The sequence below is a fragment of the Paenibacillus sp. P2(2022) genome (assembly GCF_029522175.1).
GTDB lineage: Bacteria > Bacillota > Bacilli > Paenibacillales > Paenibacillaceae > Paenibacillus > Paenibacillus polymyxa.
This window is the reverse complement of record NZ_JAKWFI010000005.1, coordinates 158,115-178,294: the sequence shown is the minus strand read 5'-3', so window position 1 is coordinate 178,294 and position 20,180 is coordinate 158,115. Positions and strand designations below refer to the sequence as shown.

The 20,180-nt window shown below is 48.3% G+C and carries 18 protein-coding genes; 2 read left to right on the top strand and 16 right to left on the bottom strand.

The features are described 5' to 3' along the window. Positions 1-101: 101 nt before the first annotated feature. The 12 genes from MMB75_RS17780 to MMB75_RS17725 form a co-directional block, all read right to left on the bottom strand. On the bottom strand, positions 102-1,751 hold the full coding sequence (locus MMB75_RS17780; protein ID WP_045244878.1) for a glycosyltransferase: 1,650 nt from the start codon (positions 1,749-1,751) through the stop codon (positions 102-104). A gap of 63 nt (positions 1,752-1,814) precedes the next feature. Beyond that, a complete protein-coding gene (locus tag MMB75_RS17775; RefSeq protein WP_016820073.1) occupies positions 1,815-2,948 on the bottom strand; it encodes a CgeB family protein in 1,134 nt (377 codons plus the stop codon). Between the two features lie 33 nt (positions 2,949-2,981). Further along, a complete protein-coding gene (locus MMB75_RS17770) occupies positions 2,982-4,073 on the bottom strand; it encodes a CgeB family protein (RefSeq protein WP_019688496.1) in 1,092 nt (363 codons plus the stop codon). A gap of 182 nt (positions 4,074-4,255) precedes the next feature. Further along, positions 4,256-4,615: a FliH/SctL family protein gene (locus MMB75_RS17765; protein ID WP_031462145.1), complete on the bottom strand. Its 360-nt coding sequence runs from the start codon at positions 4,613-4,615 to the stop codon at positions 4,256-4,258. Next, complete coding sequence (locus tag MMB75_RS17760) at positions 4,563-4,913, bottom strand: hypothetical protein (protein ID WP_016820070.1); 351 nt, start codon at positions 4,911-4,913, stop codon at positions 4,563-4,565. Before MMB75_RS17760 ends, MMB75_RS17765 begins: the two co-directional genes overlap by 53 nt. Further along, a complete protein-coding gene (locus MMB75_RS17755) occupies positions 4,913-5,245 on the bottom strand; it encodes an alpha-helical endospore appendage domain-containing protein (protein WP_013372833.1) in 333 nt (110 codons plus the stop codon). Before MMB75_RS17755 ends, MMB75_RS17760 begins: the two co-directional genes overlap by 1 nt. 29 nt (positions 5,246-5,274) lie before the next feature. After that, positions 5,275-5,562, bottom strand: coding sequence for a hypothetical protein (locus MMB75_RS17750; RefSeq protein WP_016820069.1), 288 nt, complete (start codon positions 5,560-5,562; stop codon positions 5,275-5,277). Positions 5,563-5,680: 118 nt separating this feature from the next. After that, the gene (locus tag MMB75_RS17745) at positions 5,681-7,144 is read right to left on the bottom strand and encodes a glycosyltransferase family 2 protein (protein ID WP_016820068.1); all 1,464 of its coding nucleotides are present in this window, start codon (positions 7,142-7,144) and stop codon (positions 5,681-5,683) included. A gap of 72 nt (positions 7,145-7,216) precedes the next feature. Next, positions 7,217-7,948, bottom strand: coding sequence for a sugar phosphate nucleotidyltransferase (locus MMB75_RS17740; RefSeq protein ID WP_016820067.1), 732 nt, complete (start codon positions 7,946-7,948; stop codon positions 7,217-7,219). Continuing rightward, on the bottom strand, positions 7,945-8,736 hold the full coding sequence (locus tag MMB75_RS17735) for a glycosyltransferase family 2 protein (protein ID WP_016820066.1): 792 nt from the start codon (positions 8,734-8,736) through the stop codon (positions 7,945-7,947). Before MMB75_RS17735 ends, MMB75_RS17740 begins: the two co-directional genes overlap by 4 nt. Beyond that, positions 8,733-9,668, bottom strand: coding sequence for a glycosyltransferase family 2 protein (locus MMB75_RS17730; RefSeq protein WP_016820065.1), 936 nt, complete (start codon positions 9,666-9,668; stop codon positions 8,733-8,735). The genes MMB75_RS17735 and MMB75_RS17730 overlap by 4 nt, the downstream gene beginning before the upstream one ends. Then, entirely contained in the window at positions 9,665-10,603 is a 939-nt protein-coding gene (locus tag MMB75_RS17725) for a glycosyltransferase family 2 protein (RefSeq protein WP_016820064.1), read from the bottom strand. Before MMB75_RS17725 ends, MMB75_RS17730 begins: the two co-directional genes overlap by 4 nt. A 556-nt stretch (positions 10,604-11,159) precedes the next feature. Here MMB75_RS17725 and MMB75_RS17720 point away from each other — a divergent pair. Next, positions 11,160-12,938: a M4 family metallopeptidase gene (locus MMB75_RS17720; RefSeq protein WP_016820063.1), complete on the top strand. Its 1,779-nt coding sequence runs from the start codon at positions 11,160-11,162 to the stop codon at positions 12,936-12,938. Positions 12,939-13,104: 166 nt separating this feature from the next. Here MMB75_RS17720 and MMB75_RS17715 read toward each other — a convergent pair whose 3' ends face one another. Together MMB75_RS17715 and MMB75_RS17710 are read right to left on the bottom strand one after the other, a co-directional pair. Then, positions 13,105-14,718 (bottom strand): helix-turn-helix transcriptional regulator, encoded by a 1,614-nt coding sequence (locus tag MMB75_RS17715; RefSeq protein WP_016820062.1) that lies wholly within the window; start codon positions 14,716-14,718, stop codon positions 13,105-13,107. A 181-nt stretch (positions 14,719-14,899) separates the two neighbouring features. Beyond that, positions 14,900-15,490, bottom strand: coding sequence for a sensor domain-containing protein (locus MMB75_RS17710; protein WP_016820061.1), 591 nt, complete (start codon positions 15,488-15,490; stop codon positions 14,900-14,902). A gap of 281 nt (positions 15,491-15,771) precedes the next feature. Here MMB75_RS17710 and MMB75_RS17705 point away from each other — a divergent pair, with 281 nt between their 5' ends. Continuing rightward, positions 15,772-17,781, top strand: coding sequence for a serine hydrolase domain-containing protein (locus MMB75_RS17705; RefSeq protein ID WP_016820060.1), 2,010 nt, complete (start codon positions 15,772-15,774; stop codon positions 17,779-17,781). A gap of 140 nt (positions 17,782-17,921) precedes the next feature. On the opposite strand, the gene MMB75_RS17700 is transcribed toward MMB75_RS17705, so the two are convergent. Together MMB75_RS17700 and MMB75_RS17695 are read right to left on the bottom strand one after the other, a co-directional pair. Beyond that, a complete protein-coding gene (locus tag MMB75_RS17700; RefSeq protein ID WP_029514348.1) occupies positions 17,922-18,707 on the bottom strand; it encodes a WIAG-tail domain in 786 nt (261 codons plus the stop codon). Between the two features lie 114 nt (positions 18,708-18,821). Beyond that, positions 18,822-19,985, bottom strand: coding sequence for a glycosyltransferase family 4 protein (locus MMB75_RS17695; RefSeq protein ID WP_016820058.1), 1,164 nt, complete (start codon positions 19,983-19,985; stop codon positions 18,822-18,824). Positions 19,986-20,180 lie beyond the last annotated feature (195 nt).

Sequence of the window (20,180 nt, the reverse complement as noted above, 5' to 3'; positions counted from 1 at the left end):
CTGTCGTTGTTTCATAGAACTGTGGAGTTCAATGAATAATAGCCATCCAGCAGACTGGCTGTGCTCCGGCTTAACGTTCATCTCAACGGTCCGGTGTATATTCACCCGGACCGTTGTTTGGAATGCTGTCTGGCCTTGAGTATGACTCGCTTCTGCTTGTGCGCTTTGGATCGCCGTGACAGGAGTTTGAGTTTCCGCTTGAGCTTCTGTTTGGACTTGGATCTTCGATATAACGGGGACCCGTGAATTTTCTTGAGACGGCTTCTTTCAGCGCTTCTCTTGTACCTTCGATTCCGCAGTCTGGTATGCTTGCGTCCCTTTGGCCATCTTGCCCGAATACTACGCTTGCGGCGAGGCAACTCAGATGATGCCTCAGGCAAAGGGGGAGCTGGTTGTGGCAAGCCCTGAATAGCTGCATATTCAATTGGCGGCAGGCCCAGCACCGGCAGTTGATTAACCACCGATTCGGGAAATTCTCGAACAGTGTGGGCATAAGCCTCAGGTATAGCAGTGACCTGACGCAGTCCTTCGCTTTCCCTCGTCCATACCGGTCCACCCGGCTGCTGAATCAATGGGAACCAATGCGGATGATGACATACCCATTGACTGACCATGACATGCAGACTGCTTCGGTAGGAATCGGGTCCGTACACACGCGTAGCCGCACTGTTGTTGCGCACACCAATTCGTTCCATTTCCTCGGGATGATCGAGCAGGTAGCCTACTTTTTGCGCCAGGATGTCGCTGTTTCCCGGCTCTACCAAAAAATCTGTATTTCCAGTCGCCTCCATCAATTCCACAAGCCCGCCCTGAGCAAAGGCTACTACAGGCTTGCCGTAAACCAGACCCTCCAGGGCCGTCATACCAAAGCCTTCCTCCACCATGCTAGGGATCACAACAATATCCATTGCGCTATAGGCTGTGGAGACGGACTCCTCAAATGAACTGAACTGGAAGCGGCGGCTATAACGGGACTGGCGAATCAAAGAGACACATTTTACGTAATACTCGGAGTCCACTGAGCTGCCGATGATCCAGAAACGACACTGCGAATTGGTTTCACACAGCTTTAGAGCCATTTGGACAAAAGGCAACAGCCCTTTGGCTTCGTAGATAAAGGATGAAATATAACCAATGCAGATATGAAAATCCCGCAGTCCCAGCTTTTCACGTTTCCTCTTCCGTTCCAGCACATGCTCTTTGGGAGACGGCATTTCCATATCCCGACATGGAGACAACACCGTATGCTGACGTGTCAATCCCCCGCCATACAAAGGACGCATAACCGCTTGCGAAATGCCGATGACCCATTGGCTATAACGCTCAATAATGGAGACAGAAACTGGCGTATGCGCATTTTGATTAATGACCTCAGTTATTTTCCAGATCACCGGAATATTAAGCTCTTGGGCAGCCATAGCTGGCATGACGTTCACACAGGTATTGACCAGCACCACATCAGGCCGAGCTTGCCCAAGCATCTGGAGCAACGGCGCGTACGCCACATGATTTCGCAAATTCTCCGCATCCTGCGCCAATCCCTCGTACGGAGTATACATGCCATGCAGCATGAATAGATTCTGAATCTGGACAGTGATCCCACGCTTGCGGGCCATTGAGGTTAGCCGCCCTTCACCAGGCGTTACCAGAATGCAATCGAAATACGTACGAACGTCTAGGCAAAATTGCAGCAGCAGCTTTTCCGCCCCTGTAATACTGCGAACGTTGCTGACATGGCTGAATAGCATCATTTTCGGCTTGATCGGAGTTCACCTCCTTTAAAAATAACAACCATCGGACGTGTGTGAATGGCCTTATGGGAATATGACCGATAGCAGTTGGTCAATCCGGTGACCATACGTGTGCTCCCGCAGGGTTCGTTCCAGCGCACGCAGAGCAATCTCACGGCGCTCCTTTTCATGCGTTAAATAAAACTCAACCTTCTCCAGCAGTTCCTGCTGAGAACTGTAAGTTTCAATCTCTTCGCCTGGCTTGTAAAAACGAGCCAGATCGTCTCTTGTATCCGTCAGTTGCAACGTGCCACTGGCGGAAATTTCAAACGTGCGAGGATTTGGCGAAACCCCCGGAATTTTCAGTGAGTTGTTGTTCACTGAATCATCCTGGTGGGAACGATGAAGATTAATTACGATTTTGCTGCCGTTATACGTATCATTTGTCTCAGCCGGAGACATCCAGCGTCCCAGCTCAATTTTGTCACCATACGACTGATAATCCGGGAGACGATCCCACCAGATTCCGTTGATTTTAATGTTACGAGCCATGAGCTGCGGCATAATCGGATTGAAGAAATAGATGCGATTCCAATAGGCTGAGCCTGTAAATCCAATCTCACGCCGGACTGAAGCAGGCGAGCTGAGTGGGAAATAGTGAGTCAAAAATGCTCCAAAGGGCAAATAGTGCACAGACGTGCAACCCAACTGACGATACAGTTCTATACAGTTCATTTCTAAGGTGAACACATAATCATAATTCGTCACAATTTTGGTCGTCGTATCGGTGTAATAGGGATCGTCCGTCAGCCAGATGGCAGTGGGAATGCCCAACTGGCGTACTGCAGCCACCTGTTCTAACGGTAGATCCATCCCATCCAGTGCCAGCATCAGATTTGGACGAAGCTGAGCGGCAATATCTCCTACCGGCTGGCGCGGGTCTGTTACGGTAACCTGAGCCGTCATGCTCTGCAACGTGGTAATGACCGCCTCATCCAGCGGAGAATACGGAAGGCCTTTGCCCGAGACGACATACAGTACATGGATCTGTCGAGAAGGGAACGTTGCTTTGGTTCGCGACATAATCGCGTTAGCACGTCCGCGCAGGTATCCCTCGTCGTATCCGTCATGGATTCCCGCAGCTCTCCCCTTCTCCCAGGAGGCCGCCGCCGTCTGGTGAACAGCTGGGTCATACGGTCCTGTCGTAGATATCGTCATCACTTTCACTCCTCACTGTTTATGGTGTTTACTTTAGGCCATCGCCTTGTCCAGCAATTCTTCCATACGATTCGAGTACCTATGCTTTTGCATGGTTGTGTGCAGTGCGCGCCAGGCTATGCGTTCGCGTTCCCAGTCATGCTTGAGATAGTAGTCCAGCTTCACTTTCAGTTCCTCTGCTCCCGAGAAGGTCTCAATGTCATAGCCTGGTTGGTAATAACGGCTCAGATCCTTCCGCACATCCGTCATTTGAAGCGTTCCGCAAGCAGAAATTTCGTATGTCCGAGGATTGATGGACTCCGCTGACAACTGGTGTGTATTCCGATTATCCAGTCCGGGGTCTGTCGGGCGGTGCATATTGATAACAATTTTAGAGCCGTTATAGTATTGAGCGGTCTCTTCCGGTTCCATAAAACCCGGACGGATAAAGCGTTCCAGCACATCCCGCCGGGTTAGCCGATCCCAGTGCCCACCTACGATCAGCACTCTTTTATCCGCCAAGAAGGGAGCAAGGTAGTCAAACAGCTTCACACGGTTCCAGAAGGCATTCCCAATGAAGCAAATATCATGCTGATGCTCACGCTCTACCCGACGTGGATAAAAGATACGGGCTGACACAGCAAGCGGCATATAGTGGACCCTCGTTACTCCTTGATCCCGATAAAACGGCAGACAAGAAATTTCATGCGTAAAAACGACATCGTAGGATTGACAGATCAACGCCGTATCCTCCGTAAAGTAGGGATCATCTACAAACCATATGGCCGTCCGAATGCCCATGGCTCGTATTTGTTGTACCTGTTCCAGATGATCCGCTGGAAAAACATGCAGCCCGTTCATGACCAATAAGAGGTCTGGACGGTGAGCCTCAGCGTCAGCCAGCATCGTGGCAGGAGTACCGATGGCGCACGAGCTGCATATTTGGCTCAATGCTTCTTGCACACCTGTGTCTATAGCTGCGAAACCTTGCGGAATATACAACACTTTCAACTGGCGAACAGCAGGTTGTATTGCCACGACCTGTGACAGAGCAGCCGTGCAACCGCCCATTCTGCGCCCTTCCCGATAGCCGCATCGGTGTGCTTCGCGTTCATTTCCGCTTCGTTGATCATTCACATCCTTCACCCTGTCCTGTTGTAGGATAAACTTCTGTCACTCCTAAACTATATGCACAGGGGTCAAACGCATCATGGACGACTGCCACTGCCCGGACAAAATTGGCGTTTGCCCGTCCAACTACCGAAACGCAAATAACCCCGAAGCTGCTAGGCTTCGGGGGGTTAACCGTAATAGATGATTTTCATAGTTTACTGTGCCTTGTAAGCGACCTGGTGGCCATCTTCATAACCTTTGGCAAAGCCTGAATTGAAACCCTCATTGTAAGCAGCATCATATCCCTGCTGGAATGCCTGCGGGTCATGCTCCAATACAACAGGAACGGGCTGTGGGTTCTCCGCAGAAGGAGCTGCGGCTGGATTAGCTTGAGGTTTTTTCCGCCGCCGCAGAAGAGAACGTCTTCTACGTACTGAATGAAGCCCCCTTTTACGGCGTCTAAGAGCAAGCAGACGTCTTCTTCTCCGTTTTAACCTGCGAATGCTAGAACGCCGGGCATCTTTACGTCTTTTGCGCGCTTTGTCTCGAGTAGTGCGTTCCCACCTTGTACTCATTTTCATTCCTCCTTTGCTTTCTCGTCTGGGTTTCATTTTTTTGAACAGGCACATGGAGCCACGGCTTCGTCGGTTTCCCATATACCTGTCTTCTTAAAGGAATACCTGCCAACATTTTCGTGATTTCTCCCTGATAGTTGCTGAGTATACGGATGGTCTCTTCCAGACGGGGAGCCGACATATCCGCATGGGGCGTCAAGTCCGCAAGACTGGTCAGCATCCGGGCAACGGCGTGCTGGCTGGCAGCAATAGACTCCATCATATCCAGCTTAATCTCACGTTCACGCCTCATGCTCATTAGTTCATATCCCCCGAGCCCATGCCTCCCATCATCCCTTCCATTCCGCCACCCTGCTGCTCATCCTGGTCAAGCAATGCTTTGAGATTGCTGCATAGTCCAGTCTGAAGCCGGGTTAATCCCTCCAGCATTTCCACCATCTGCTCGTGAATTTCCAAAGGCCGCCCCAGCTGCTCTTCATCGGTGTCAAATGCGTGAGGCGCCAGATGATTCAGCGTCCAATTACGCATTTTTTCTGCTTCGACCGCCTTGGCCTCCAGGATCATAGACACATTCCGCTGCATCTTGGAGGCTGCGTCCAACATGTGAATCATTGCTTTTTCCCTACTCATGTGTTCACTCCCTACCCTCGATTGTTACACTACTCCTCTTCCGAGTATGCCGTCTCCTTCACGACACGAACGAGCATTTCAGCCATTGCTTCCTGAAGGTCGGCAATACCGTTCAAATAGGCAACAATGCTTTTGTTTACTTGTCCCGAGCTATCAATAATGCCCGGAATTCCATCAAAACGCGGCTCCTCATCCGGCAGTTCATGTATGATCTGTGCCATGCGCACGACCACCTGCCGTTCCGCATCCAACAGCCTAGACATCTGCTGCTGCGAGTGCGAAATATGGATCAGCAAATCATCTAACTCGTTATGCATAAGCCCCTCCTTTATGTGTTCCGCCGTGCGGAACGCACGAAATACCTACGGGCTTTCCGCTACTACAGCGTATGCCGCAGCGAGTAGTCGGTTCCGCCTAAAAAAGCCTATTCGATCATCATAAATGCCCTTGCAACACTGGTGGAGCAATAATAGGCTGCTTCTCCGGCAATGCCGACAATTCTTCGGAGGACAAAAACTGAATTGGATAGTCCTCAGCCCGCCAGCTCATCACAGCGTAGAGGGTAAGGAACGGTCTTTTCCAGCCGTTGCCGATTTGGTACAGTTGCCCACCTTCAGCATACAGTAACTCAATCCACCGTTTGCGTTGAGCCGGGATATGAAGTGTGGGCAACATGGACATGTTCCCCAGCTCAGGAGCCGCCAGCACGGGCAAGGGTTCCTCAGGCGCCACAGCTACAGGGGGGGCGTCAGCGCTGCCGGAGACTGTCGCCTCCGGCTCACCTACCAAGGGAAGCGCCAACAAATCAAGCTGAGACACTCTAACGAGACGCACATGTTTATCTCCCGCATCACTGGCTCCATGCAGCCGCCGTCTACTTCCCGGCTCTATCCGAAATACTGCACCGGAAGGTCCCTGAACAAGCGCTCCGACGGGATAAAAACTTGCTGCTGATAAGTGGGCTTCCTTACTTGATAATCCTTGGCCGTGCGGCTCTGCTGTTCCAAATTCCGGGTCGTGGAACAGCTTATCCGCGTCCCCCCACTTTTGGACAAAAAAGGATCGGTTCCGGCTCCTTTCCTCCGTTGAACCGATGCTTTCGGCCGTTTGAGGAAAACCATAAACCGTATCCCGATCACTTTCTGCAAAATGGATAAACGCATCTCCGGCAATTGCCATACGTATCCCCAACAAGCGTACACGCAGCAGCCAATCTGCATAGGCTTCCTCAATACTGTGGCATCCTTCGTCCCAATATCCCGTCTTTACCAAAGTGTCTCTGCGCAGTAGTAGACAAAATGCGGCCAGGCTTTCATTCTCTCGCCATGCATCCGGGTTGGGAATATTATGGGCCGTGGCAAATGGACGTACTTCATTTTCATTCATATCAGGAACCTCAATCTGCTGTTCTCCGAATGGACCATTCGTTACAGGGCCGACAACTCCCATACGCGAATCGCTGTATAAACAGCCCATCAACCGGTCCAGCCAGCCAGGAGTCACCATCGAGTTTGGGTCCAGTACAACAATAGTTGTACCTTTGGCCATCATCAGTCCCTGATTCAGACTGCCGATCATCTGAACATCCTTTGTTAGCAGCGCATAGCGTACAGCGATGCTTTTACGGAGCAAATAGGTAGGTGTCCCGTCCGTCGAGCCGCAGTCCACTACAATAATTTCGTGAGGATGGCTCGTATTCTCCTCAATATGATGAATGCAAGCACGGAGCTGTTGAAGCTGATTGCAGGACACAATGATAATACTTACGCCTTCAAAAATCTTGCCGAACGAAGCCTGCCCCAACTTCCTGCCTTGCTCCTGGCCCCTGTTATATCCTGACCAATAGCCCTTCTTTCCGAGCCGTTTGCTGTGTTTCCTTTGCGTACTCAGGCGTTTCATGCCGTTCACTCCTCCGGGTGGCATTATGCCTATACTATATGCCTGGCCCGGCTGGATGGTGTTTCATTGAAATCAAGGTAGAAGTCCCTTCATTTTCACTCCAGCTTCCTGAAGGGAATCGAAGGTTCCTGCGTCGCTCCAGTAGCGCCGTAAAATATCATATTCCAGCTTGCCTTCAGCAGCATAACAGTTATTAACATCGGTGATCTCAAGCTCACCACGTGCTGAAGGCGTTATTTCCCGGATCTTATCGAATACGGCAGTATCGTACATATAGATACCCGTAACGCAATATTTGGACTGGGGATGCTGCGGCTTCTCTTCAATCCGCGTAATGCTCTCTGGGCGCTCGGGATCAAACACGGGTACCCCGTAACGACGGGCATCTGCCACCTTTTTCAGCAAGACTCTGGCACTCCCCGGTGGCTGTTGTTTGAAGCGTTCGATGACAGGTCCCAAGTCTTCCTTGAACAAATTATCACCTAATAAAACAGTGAACTTCTCCTCTGACTGCATGTAGCTTCTTGCCAAATCGAGTGCTTCCGCAATGCCGCCCGCTTTTTCTTGAATCCGGTATGTCAATTGGACACCATAATTACTGCCGCTGCCTAAAAAATCAGTGTACAGTCCGGCCGATTGTTTACCAATAATAATGAGCATATCGGTAATCCCCGCTTGTCGCAGCCTTTCAATACCATATACGATCATCGGATACTTGCCGACCGGAAGCAGATGCTTGTTGAGTAATGTAGTCAACGGATGAAGGCGCGACCCGGTTCCTCCTGCGAGAATAACCCCTTTCATATCTTCCTTCCTCCTTCGACAGCATGTTCAGTGCATGGGATTCCCGTTTCGATAAACACTCTGGGATCTACGCTCCATTTTTCTATAAATAATCGATAATTCCGCTCGATCAGCTCTTTGAGCCAGGAAGATTCCGAGCGCGAAAAGCTCGCATTTCCCTGGTGATAGACAAAACAGTCATTGCACATTAGCAGCTTGTAGCCATGCACGCGTGCACGCAGACAATAGTCGTCATCCTCATAATGTCCGGGGCTGAACCGTTCATCCAGCAATCCGATCCGTTCCATCAGCTCACGCCGGAATAACAGGCAAAACCCGACCAACCGCTTGACCTCTTGCCATCTGGAGGGATTACTTGCATTATTCTGCTCCGCATACCTCAGACAGCTGGCCATATCTCCTTCTATTCCGTGAATCTGCTGAATACCGCTGACGTAATTCGTCACCGGTCCCACCAATCCCACTGTGCTTTCACTATGCAAAGCAGCCAACATATTCGATAGCCATCCCCGTGTAACCGTCACATCATTGTTTAAAATGACGAATTGGTCACCCGAAGCCAGACGAATTCCTCTGTTACAAGCTGCCGGAAAGCCCCTGTTTTCAGGAAGACGTATGCTAATTAGCCGCTCAGATGCGCAAAAATCATCCGTCCCGTCATTCGAAGCGTTGTCCACAACAATAATTTCATACGGTGCATCTATGGTATGTGTTCGAATCGCCTCGATACACGGTTTTAATAAATGCAGGCCATTATAAGTCGGAATAATGATGCTCGTCAGACTCATCGTGCATTCCTCCCTTTGGCAACGTCTACCCGTGTTGGAACAGGCCCTAACGGAGAATACCCGGCTACCTGAAACACGGCCGTCAGCGCCTCTGCATGATCGCCGATAATTAATTGCTCCATAGCGTTCCCTTTCCCGACATTGAAGGTCCGCTTGCGGTTTGTTTTAATCACATCGACAGCATGTACGGCTGCCACGATCATGCCATGCAGAATCGCCATCGCATGGGCCTTCGGCGGTACCGCAAGCACGGCTGGCCCAAGTTGATCCAGCACACGCCGAGATAATGCATGCGGTACAGCGGTCAATGAGCTTGCTCCAAGATCCGACCTGCGCAGTACGCGGTTCAGAAACCCTTTGCACCGTGTTACGCTGTCCTGCTGGGTATAAGGCGGCAAATGTCTGCCCAGATCATTAAGCGCCACATCCGTTCCCTGATCCACCGCTTGAAGAAAAGGCAGCAAATCAGACGCTGGGATCGGCAAATCTCCGTCCACGAACAGCACAATATCAGCCTGCGTCAGACGTGCGCCTACCGCACGGCCAACATCATGCCCCAGACGACCCGGTACGTCGACGAGAGTCGCGCCAGGATGACGTTTGGCTACGGCGGAGCGCGTACCATCCGTACAGCCGTTTAATACGACCACGATATCCGCAAGCGGAAGTTTTTCCAGCTCACCCAGTACCCGGTCAATCGTAGTCTCCTCATTACAGACGCTGACCACGGCTGCTGCGGTCCCCTGCAATACAATATCACTGGAGGCTTCACGTTCCTCAGTCAGATGGACTTCGGGCATTTCTTTTGCCCGAGGTGAGAGTTTTCTCACCCTGCGGCTATGCATCGAAGCCGTCGTTTCTCGTTTTCGCTGTATACGTCTTAGCCCCCAGCCCGGGTCTTCACGCTTTCTTCTACGATATACTCTAGTCACGTTTTCACCTCGTCTCTGATCCGTTTGCGCTCCAAATCTGTATATCCCGCACGTGCTCCCAGACGTGATGTAAGCCAGGCAATAGCATCCAGGTGATCCTGGACAATTACATCTGCCAGCGGGTCCTTGCCGTTCTGTTTTTTACGTGTTGCGTTCATTTTACCGACAGCTATTCCATGTACAGTCACCACTCGCAACCCGGAGACGATGGACATCACTTGAAATAGGGGAGGTTTCTCCAAGGACTTTAGACCTATTTCCTTTAAAGCCTTTTGACTTATGGCGTGTGGAATACCAGTCATAGAGGCTCCCCCTAAATCAGCACGATTCGACAAGATATTCAATACATGCTTTGCCTCAACTACAGGATGTATGGGCGTGCGATTCACAGGTCCATGGTAATCATTCAGCACCACATCCGCTCCTGCACTTACGGCCTGTATAAATGGCCGAAGTCTGACGCAGGGAATGACGATATCACCATCCAGAAAAAGCAGGATCTGTCCGGATGCCGCTTCCGCTCCAATACGACGGCCAACATCATGTCCGAGCGGTTCCGGGAAGGAAAGTACACGAGCCCCCGCCGCCGCAGCCACCTTCGCCGTTCTATCGTGTGATCCGTTCTCAACGACGATAACCTCTGTATGTGGATGGACATGGCGCGCTTCGCGAATCACAGCTCCGATTGTTCTTTGCTCATTCATGGCCGGAATAATGACAGATACGATAATCTTTCCCGCTGATGATGGTTCAGATGGCCGCGCTTCGCCGATTTGTGCCCCTCTCTCCGTTTCGAGTACATCGCTCTTGTCAGAGACTATCGGCTTCTTATCCATGTTCGGCATTCGGTACGGCAGCCACATCTTAGAATGATAATAAGCCCTAGAATGCCGCCTCCGATTAATCTTGAATCCAGCTCTTCCACGCTTTTTCATGCTCCCGTCTCACCTCCCTTGCTGCTGTATAGATGAACAGCATGATTAGGACAGTTCAACATAACCTATGCGGTCCAAAAGCCGTGTGTAACGGCAAGCGTGGAGTCTTTTCGACACAGCAATTTTCGACTTTATTTTACAAAACTTATTATTCCTATTAAATAAATGAGTTTTTAGGGTCTAAAGAATCATTTTGGATAAATTTGTTACATAGATCTTCTCGTCCGTCATTCTCTGTGCTAATATCAGAGCCAGATGATGGGAGTTCGAAAAATCAACTTTTGTTTTTTTTGCATAAGGCAACTTTTTTCCATTATCCGCTTTTATTCCACTATCTTTTTATACGACAGGAAGGGAGGAGTTTGTTACCTTTTTAGGCTACTTGCTTCAAATGCAGTACCCTCTTTTCACGCACGCTTCATGAAAAACACTTCGGTATTTCTCTTCATGTTCCATTCTTCTATTCCAGACGACAACACGACCTACATAAATGGCGTAATGCCTTATTCAAAGCAGGATAATTCGTCCTGACATTAATCGAGGAGAGTGAATTTTTATGAAAAAAGTATGGTTTTCGCTTCTTGGAGGAGCTATGTTATTAGGGTCTGTGGCGTCTGGTGCATCTGCGGAGAGTTCCGTTTCGGGACCAGCACAGCTTACACCGACCTTCCACGCCGAGCAATGGAAAGCTCCTTCCTCGGTATCAGGGGACGACATTGTATGGAGCTATTTGAATCGACAAAAGAAATCGTTACTGGGTGTGGATAGCTCCAGTGTACGTGAACAATTCCGAATCGTTGATCGCACAAGCGACAAGTCCGGTGTGAGCCATTATCGACTGAAGCAGTATGTAAACGGGATTCCCGTATATGGAGCTGAGCAAACTATTCATGTGGGCAAATCTGGTGAGGTCACCTCTTACTTAGGAGCGGTGATTAATGAGGATCAGCAGGAAGAAGCTACGCAAGGTACAACTCCAAAAATCAGCGCTTCTGAAGCGGTTTACACCGCATATAAAGAAGCAGCTGCACGTATTGAAGCCCTCCCTACCTCCGACGATACTATTTCTAAAGACGCTGAGGAGCCAAGCAGTGTAAGTAAAGATACTTACGCCGAAGCAGCTAACAACGACAAAACGCTTTCTGTTGATAAGGACGAGCTGAGTCTTGATAAGGCATCTGTCCTGAAAGATAGCAAAATTGAAGCAGTGGAGGCCGAAAAAAGTTCCATTGCCAAAATCGCTAATCTACAGCCTGAAGTAGATCCTAAAGCAGAACTCTACTACTACCCTAAAGGGGATGACCTGCTGCTAGTTTATGTGACAGAAGTTAATGTTTTAGAACCTGCCCCACTGCGTACCCGCTACATTATTGATGCCAATGACGGCAGCATCGTATTCCAGTATGACATCATTAATGAAGCGACAGGCACAGGTAAAGGTGTGCTTGGTGATTCCAAATCGTTCACTACTACCGCTTCCGGCAGTAGCTACCAGTTAAAAGATACCACACGCGGTAACGGTATCGTGACTTACACGGCCTCCAACCGCCAAAGCATCCCAGGCACCCTTTTGACAGATGCTGATAATGTATGGAATGATCCAGCCGGTGTGGATGCCCATGCGTATGCTGCCAAAACCTATGATTACTATAAATCCAAATTTGGACGCAACAGCATTGACGGACGTGGTCTGCAACTCCGTTCGACAGTCCATTACGGCAGCCGCTACAACAACGCTTTCTGGAACGGCTCCCAAATGACTTATGGAGATGGAGACGGTAGCACATTTATCGCCTTCAGCGGGGACCCCGATGTAGTAGGGCATGAACTTACACATGGTGTCACAGAGTATACTTCGAATTTGGAATATTACGGAGAGTCCGGCGCATTGAATGAGGCTTTCTCGGACGTTATCGGTAATGACATTCAACGCAAAAACTGGCTTGTAGGCGATGATATTTATACGCCAAACATTGCGGGCGATGCCCTTCGCTCAATGTCCAATCCTACTCTGTACGATCAACCAGATCACTATTCTAACCTGTATAAAGGCAGCTCCGATAACGGCGGCGTTCATACAAACAGCGGTATTATCAATAAAGCCTACTACTTGTTGGCACAAGGCGGTACTTTCCATGGCGTTACTGTAAATGGAATTGGCCGCGATGCTGCGGTGCAAATTTATTATAGTGCCTTTACGAACTACCTGACTTCTTCTTCCGATTTCTCCAACGCACGTGCTGCTGTGATCCAAGCCGCAAAAGATCTGTACGGGGCGAACTCAGCAGAAGCAACTGCAGCTGCCAAGTCTTTTGACGCTGTAGGCGTAAACTAAATCACATACACGATCCTCCTCATTTTCTCGTCCATCGACCTTTGCCATTGTGCAACTGTCACTTGGCTCTGCCCATACCATGGACGAAAAATAGGGGTGCAGTGTACAAGTCTGCACCCCTTCCCCCCTTATTTATGGCGCCCCCTCAAAGGGGCGTCCTTTTCTCTTATAAAAGTAATCCTGTATCTCTTGCTTTTTGCACAGCTTCTTCTCGATTGTTGACTCCCAGCTTGTCATAGAGAGTGGAGGCGTAATTTCTTACTGTCCCGTTGGATAGGTAAAGTTTCTCAGAAATTGTTTTATAACGGTTTCCTTGAGATAAAAGATTCAAAACCTCTAGTTCACGTTTCGTTAAGCCATACTCTTCTCCATCTGACCTCGGTCCGACTGACTCTTCATCATCATTTCCGTCCCACATTCTATGGAACAAATCTTGGTTAATTACCGTGCCTCCCCGATAGACGAGGCGAATCGTTTCAGCCAGTTCACGCGATTCTATGGATTTCAGCAAATAGCCGTCAGCGCCGCTTCGCATGATTTCCTTCGCCCTCTCTGTATCCTGAAACGTTGACAGGATGAGGACGCGAATGTCAGGCCATGTCTCCTTGATTATTTGGGTTGCTCGAATCCCATCCTGATTGGGCATCTCCAAATCCATTAATATTAAATCCGGATTCAGGCTTCTGCACAATTCCACAGCCTGTTCCCCATCTTCGGCCACCCCCACCACCTCTAGGTCCTCCTGTCCGTCCAAGATGGTATGGAGACTGTCTCGGATAAACGAATGATCATCGACGATACACAAGCGGATTCGTTCATCGGACAATTGTACCAGTCTGGGTAACACACATGAAATGAACGTCCCTTCGCCTTTTTCGGAGTATACAGTGACTCTTCCTTGTAACTGTGTCGCACGTTCTTTCATTGCAGTTAATCCGAAGCCATCCTTCCACTCCTCCACTCCGCCGCCATTATCCTGCACATCCAATCTCGTCTGTTGCGGTTCAAAATGCAGTGACACAATGATTTCAGTGGATTGTCCATGGCGCACGGCATTAGTCAGCGATTCCTGCAAGCTCCGATAGAACGTCATTTTCGCTTGTTTGGAGACTATGTACTCTTCCCCTATTATTCGAGTGCGTACATTTACTTGTGCATGTTTCTGGAACTCCTCTGCTAATTGTTGCAAAGTAACAGTCAAGGGAAGTGACTCTTGTGGTGAATCTATTTGATGCAAATAGGCTCTCACTTCCTCCATACTGTTACGGGCCAATTGCAATAATGAGTCGATTTTTTGCTCTCCATCTTTTGTCGCTAATTCCGTACGCAATATTTCCAACCCCATAATGATCGAGGTATAGGAATGCCCCATCGTATCATGCAAATCTTTGGAAAGTCTATCGCGCTCCTCCAACAAAGTAATCTGCTCAATCTGAGATAGGTACTGTTCCAGCACAAGCTTCTGATTGCGAATAACTTCATTTTGGCGGTAATTAGAAACTAGTAAGTGAAAGGAAAATCCCATCGCAAAAGTCAGACCGATTTGTGGGATAATCGCCCATAGATCTGTTCCTGGGGAAAACATTGCAATGAGCAACGGAAATAAAACAATTGTGATAGAACCCGACCAACGGAATGATTTATGAGCACTATTTGCCGCGATCATGAAAGTTGGCATTAAAAATGCAAGATACGCCCCCGGAAATAATAAGGTTAAGTAGAAGCACACTCCGCCAAACAAAACCATCTCAGTAAGCAGATAGTAGCGATAACTGAACATTAAACAAATCCAAGGTACTGAAAATGAGACAACTTCCCAAAGAATGATGATCCAAAGGGGCACAGTTAAATGGTCTTGGTGTTGGATCGTAGTTATCATCAATGAGAACCAGATGACAAAACGTATACAAAGCAATAACCAGTCATACCAGAGCCATTGTTTCCAGGCTGTAAACAAATTATCACTCCTTAATAGCTTTGAACATAGAGCGCGTGTACATTCCAACGATTTGAACTAGGCTCTTTCCAATGCGGGTATTGATCCAGACGAGAATACACCCAGCGATCATGACACTTATAGCCTTTTCCCATGAATCCACAGCGAATCCCAATAAGTATAGCTCAAGATGTTGAAAAAGTATCGGTGTAACGATAAATACGAGCGGAGCTATGTACAATATAACGGCACATATGAGGCTAATCACACCAATAAAAAATTTCTGCATAAGCCAAAAAACGGCCCTCCAATTGCTACTACTAAGAATTGCTTCTCTCGCTTTCATCCACTTATCCCTTCCACTGTTTGTCCTTGTCAGGATTGGCTCTATTGATATGTCCGTATAAACCTTCGTCTGAATGCGTTCATATTGGACAAACGTGTGAGTTGTTCGCAACACACGCGCCAACAAGGGAATACCCACGAAGATAACCGTCATCGCTAACGCAAATGTAATGCTGGCCAAATAGAAGCAAAAATAAAACAGTCCAGATCCGAAGGTAAACAACAAAAAGTAGAAATCTTGCAACCTTTTTCGAGCTGATTCTTTCGTCATTTGATTCTCTCCTACTCTTTATTTTATTTGCTAATACGTTATGATTGCCCTTCGAATCCTAACTTGTTGTCTGTCACATACGGTAGTGTCAAAGTGTCATGATTTGTAGGTCATGACTATAAAACACGCCGTACTACGCTCTATTTTTGATGTCATGCATTAGAAGACGAAAGGTCACTAGCTACTATGACTTGCCGCTTGCTACACTCGGTTCATACACGGGTGAGTCGACAACTCGGTGTGCTGACAAGAACATCGCAATAAAAAAGGAGAGTTCGAAAATGAAAAAAGCAATAAATAAAGCAAGCCTTGCACTGCTACTCATTTCTACCAGCATGATCTCTGCTTGTTCCCAACAATCACTAGAAGTTGGAGAATTAAAACCATCGACATCTACGGCCAATATTCAAATGACGAAAGCTCCCAATAATGCAAAAGAAGTAGAATCTTTTGCTGATCCGTTATTCGCGGAAAAAATGAAGAAGTACAATGTGAACGGTTCAAGTTTTGTCGTGGTCCATGATGGAAAAGTCGTCGTCAATAAAGGGTACGGTTATGCAGATAAAGAGAAGAAGATTCCAGTCAATAAGGACACGGTCTTCCAAATCGCTTCAGTCTCGAAAACTTTTACCGCCTTGGCCGTGATGCAACAAGTCGATAAAGGAAAGCTTAAACTAGATCAAGATGTACAACGGTATCTCGGTGGATTAAAAATACCCAATAAAACAGGAAAAGCCCTCACCTTGTTTGATATGTTGACCTATACCAGCGGCGTAGATTATCCCGATATCACCACGATAACCGGACCCGAATACGTTAATCGAAATATATCTATGAAGGAGTTTATTCCTAAACATATGCCGACAGTGGTACGATCGCCCGGTGAAGCTTATACGTATGACAACTTCTCATTTTTACTCGCAGGATATGCAGTAGAGAATGTTACGGGCATACCTTTCTCACGATATATGGAAAAGAATATTTTTAAACCCTTAGGCATGAAGTCTACCAGTGTGCGCTTTACGCCTGACCTTCTCAAGAGAATGGCTACACATTACAGTCCCACTGGTGATCCTCATCCAACATATGGGCACGCTCCAACTGATGGACCACAAGGAAGCATTTTGTCTACTGGAGAAGACATGTCAAAGTACATGATTATGCAGCTACAGAATGGAAAGTTTGGAGGTAAACAAATCGTAAGTAAAAAAAGCATAGATATGATGCATGCCTACCAAGTTTTCGCAGATAAGACGATTCCTATTGCGACAGTTGGATTTGAGACATATTTCAACGACTTTGCCAACGGTCAACATGTAGTTTTAAAAGGCGGAAACATGCCGGGACATTCTTCATTGATGGTTTTGGTGCCTGAACAAAAAACCGCATTTTTCATGTCCTACAATAATGATTCCATGATGAGTCTAGATGTGTACGATGCGTTCATGGATCATTACTTCCCTCGAACTATCACTGTGAAGAAACCAACGTACCACCAGTTAGCGGAAAAAGAAGCGCAAAAATACGTCGGTATGTATCAAAATACACGTGTATTCGCGATTCGTACTCACTTTTCCTATGAGAATGGGGCGTTGGTCATGGAAGATGAAACTGCGGGAAAGCAAGTACTCAAAATGATTCACCCATTGTTGTTTGAAGATGCAGAAGGAAACAAGCTCGCTTTCCAGAAAAACAAAGCTGGAGAAATCGCGTATTTTTATTACACCAGTCCTAAAGGTCTAGGCGTTGTAGCTCAATCTCAGAAAATCAATCTCAAACCGCCTTTTGCAGATGTCCCGCAAAAGAGTAACTATAGAAGCCATATAGACAATCTTCATGCTTTAAACATCATGAATGCTAAAACAGGTAATCTATTTAACCCGAAGGGCACGATGACACAAGGGGAATTTGCTGACGCCTTGTTGCTCGCACATGGAGGTTATATTTTCCCAGACGAAATCGAAAAAATCAAGAAGCAACTCAAAGTAGGCATACCAAAATATGATCGCGCAACTCCGATTACCAGACAAGTCGCAGCAACCATGATTCAAAACTTGAAGCAGATTCAACCTGACCAAGCCACTCAGGTGAAATTGCTCGACGCTGCAGATGCCTGGGCGGTCCAGTCCATTCAAGCCCTTGCCTCACAGGGAATCGTAGATCCGGATACCATCATCAATACTGATGGCTCCTTTACCTTCCGTCCAAAGAATTTATTGCTGCGTCAAGAAGCGAGCGCCTTGCTTGATTTGGCTTTTGGCTATCATGCTTTGCCTATTAAACAGAAGTAAAAAATGCCTTCACCAATTATCTGACGTCCCTTCTAACTTCTCCACGCGTTGCCGCCTCCACCCTTATGTATAAGGCGTCCCATTATGGGACGCCTTTTTTCATTATGAAGTTGATTTGCAACTTACATTCTGGCCTTTTACTAGTGTCCCATTGCAATCCAATGAACCCATCCCTCACATGTCGAACCCGATTGTCTGCGTTCCACTGTAAGCACTGCCGAATACCTCTGTCGCTGGGTAACAGATACGGTTATTCCTGGTAAGCTCGCATTGGCGGTGATTGCATATTGCGTATCTATAAAAGGCTTCTCAAACACAACGTTCACTTTGCTTGTAACTTCTTGTGCAGGAAGATAAAAAGAAGTGCTACCAAATTGAGGTGAAGTCACTTCACTGTCAGTAGTCCCGTCATCGGTCACTGAGCCATCATGAATGGCATTCCGACCTAATTCTTTTTCAGTCTGAGAAGCTAGATGGTTTTCTTGCTCTAGCAAGCGCATTCGCTGCTTTGGACGCTGTCTCCCTTCCGCAATGTGAATACTGGTTATGGAACAATCCAATAACGAATCTTGCTCGGTCTGACCTTCCGTCTTCATAGATGCAATGTCGTGTTCCGTTCCGCATTCGGTATCTGAGTCAGGCACAGACAACAGCAGCACAGATGCTCGATTCATCTGCATCGCTTCCTCTAGCGTTTTGGGAAGCTTATGCTTTTTCCATGCCGCTTCCTCTACAGCTTGAAGCGAGGTATTCTTCTCTACGGGGACAGGTATACTTGCCGTTCCACGCTGAGTGGGTCTGTGACTGCCAGCGCCAGCAGGCGAAACCGTTTTCTCCTTGTTTACACGGGGAGAGGGGACAGTATTGGAATGGTTACGCCGTGCTATTTTTTTATCCTTAGGGTTATGGTTCGTGCGATGGTTCATGATGACCGCTCCTTTGACACAGGAGTGAAACAGCGGTCGCTCCGCTTCATTCACCCAGGTGGGAATCATGGCCTAATGCCTATGCGATAGCCTATGCACGTAACCACGACCACGTCACTCAATTGCACAGTCTGTTACAATTTGAGCCCAGCGTTCTGCAGAGTGCTGCCATAAAAATTGGCTCCGCACCTCCCCCAGCCCGGCTTCTCCCATCCGTTGCCGTAAGTCAGGCTGCTGGAGCAACCTGATGATGGCGTCGGCCATTTCCTGCTCGCCGTGTGACGGATAAACCAACCAGCCTGTCTTGCCGTGTTGTATAACCTCCGGAATACCACCGATTCGTGAGGCTACCACAGGCACGCCTGCCGCCATGGCTTCCAGATTGACCAGCCCGAAGGCTTCAGCTTCTACTGAAGGAACAACCGCCACATCGGCTAACTGATATAACGAGGCCAATGCCGGATGCGGCACATAACCCAGGAAGTGCACATGCCTCGCCAACCTTAGTTTACGTATCTGCCGATGCAATGCTGCGGTGTATGGCGTGAGGCGGTCGTGACCGTAATAGGCACTCCCTGCTATAAGCAGCAGCACGTCCGGACAGGTATGGACGATACGCCGCAAGGCCTTTAGCAACCGATGAACTCCCTTCCCCGGCACCAGTCTGCCTGCATATAACACGATTCGGCGGCCTGACCAGCCGAAATCTTCCAATCGAGCCGACCTGATCGCTTCTGCTGCAGGAGTCCACCGTGGTAGGAAATCGCCAGGATGAATACCCAGCTTGTTGATGACGATGCGCTCTCTGACCGCATCGGGACTGTCAGAAGCCACAACAGCCCCTAAATACGCACTGTTCACAATAATACGATCCAGCGGCAACAGCAGCCTACCCATGTCCTTCCGTTTGAGGTGAGGCTCCCGGATGAACGTGGTGGAATGCAAAGTCAGCACAATTTTGCTATTGGGCAAAGCCTCGCGAATGGCATAAGCAACTGCGGGGCGGTTGTGTACATCTATAACCGCAGGTAACCATCTTTTCAAATCAGCGATTACCTCGGGAATATATCCTGCTCCCCGCGTATAGCGCATACAAGGAATTCCGTCAACATCGCCGTGATCCGGTGTTTCTGCCCCTCTTATGCCATAGATCTGTGCCTGAAGCTTATGGCTAGCCAGTGGTACCATACGAGCAATTACCCTCTCCACTGAACTGCTGCGGGACGAAGGTATAACAAAAGAGCCCGGTGTAATGACTGCTACCTTCAGCCTCTGCATCACCTCACCTACTTTCCTTACCTTATTCCTTCACCCTTCAACACTCATCTTGTATCATATCGTCTCTTGCTCTGAAAGGTGCTTGGTTTATGACTTTGGGCATATCGCAAGGCTAGCGTCCATGCCTGGCCGATCTTTGATACATATGATGGACTAGAATCACAATATGGTCAGTTGGATTGACGATAAGGAGGG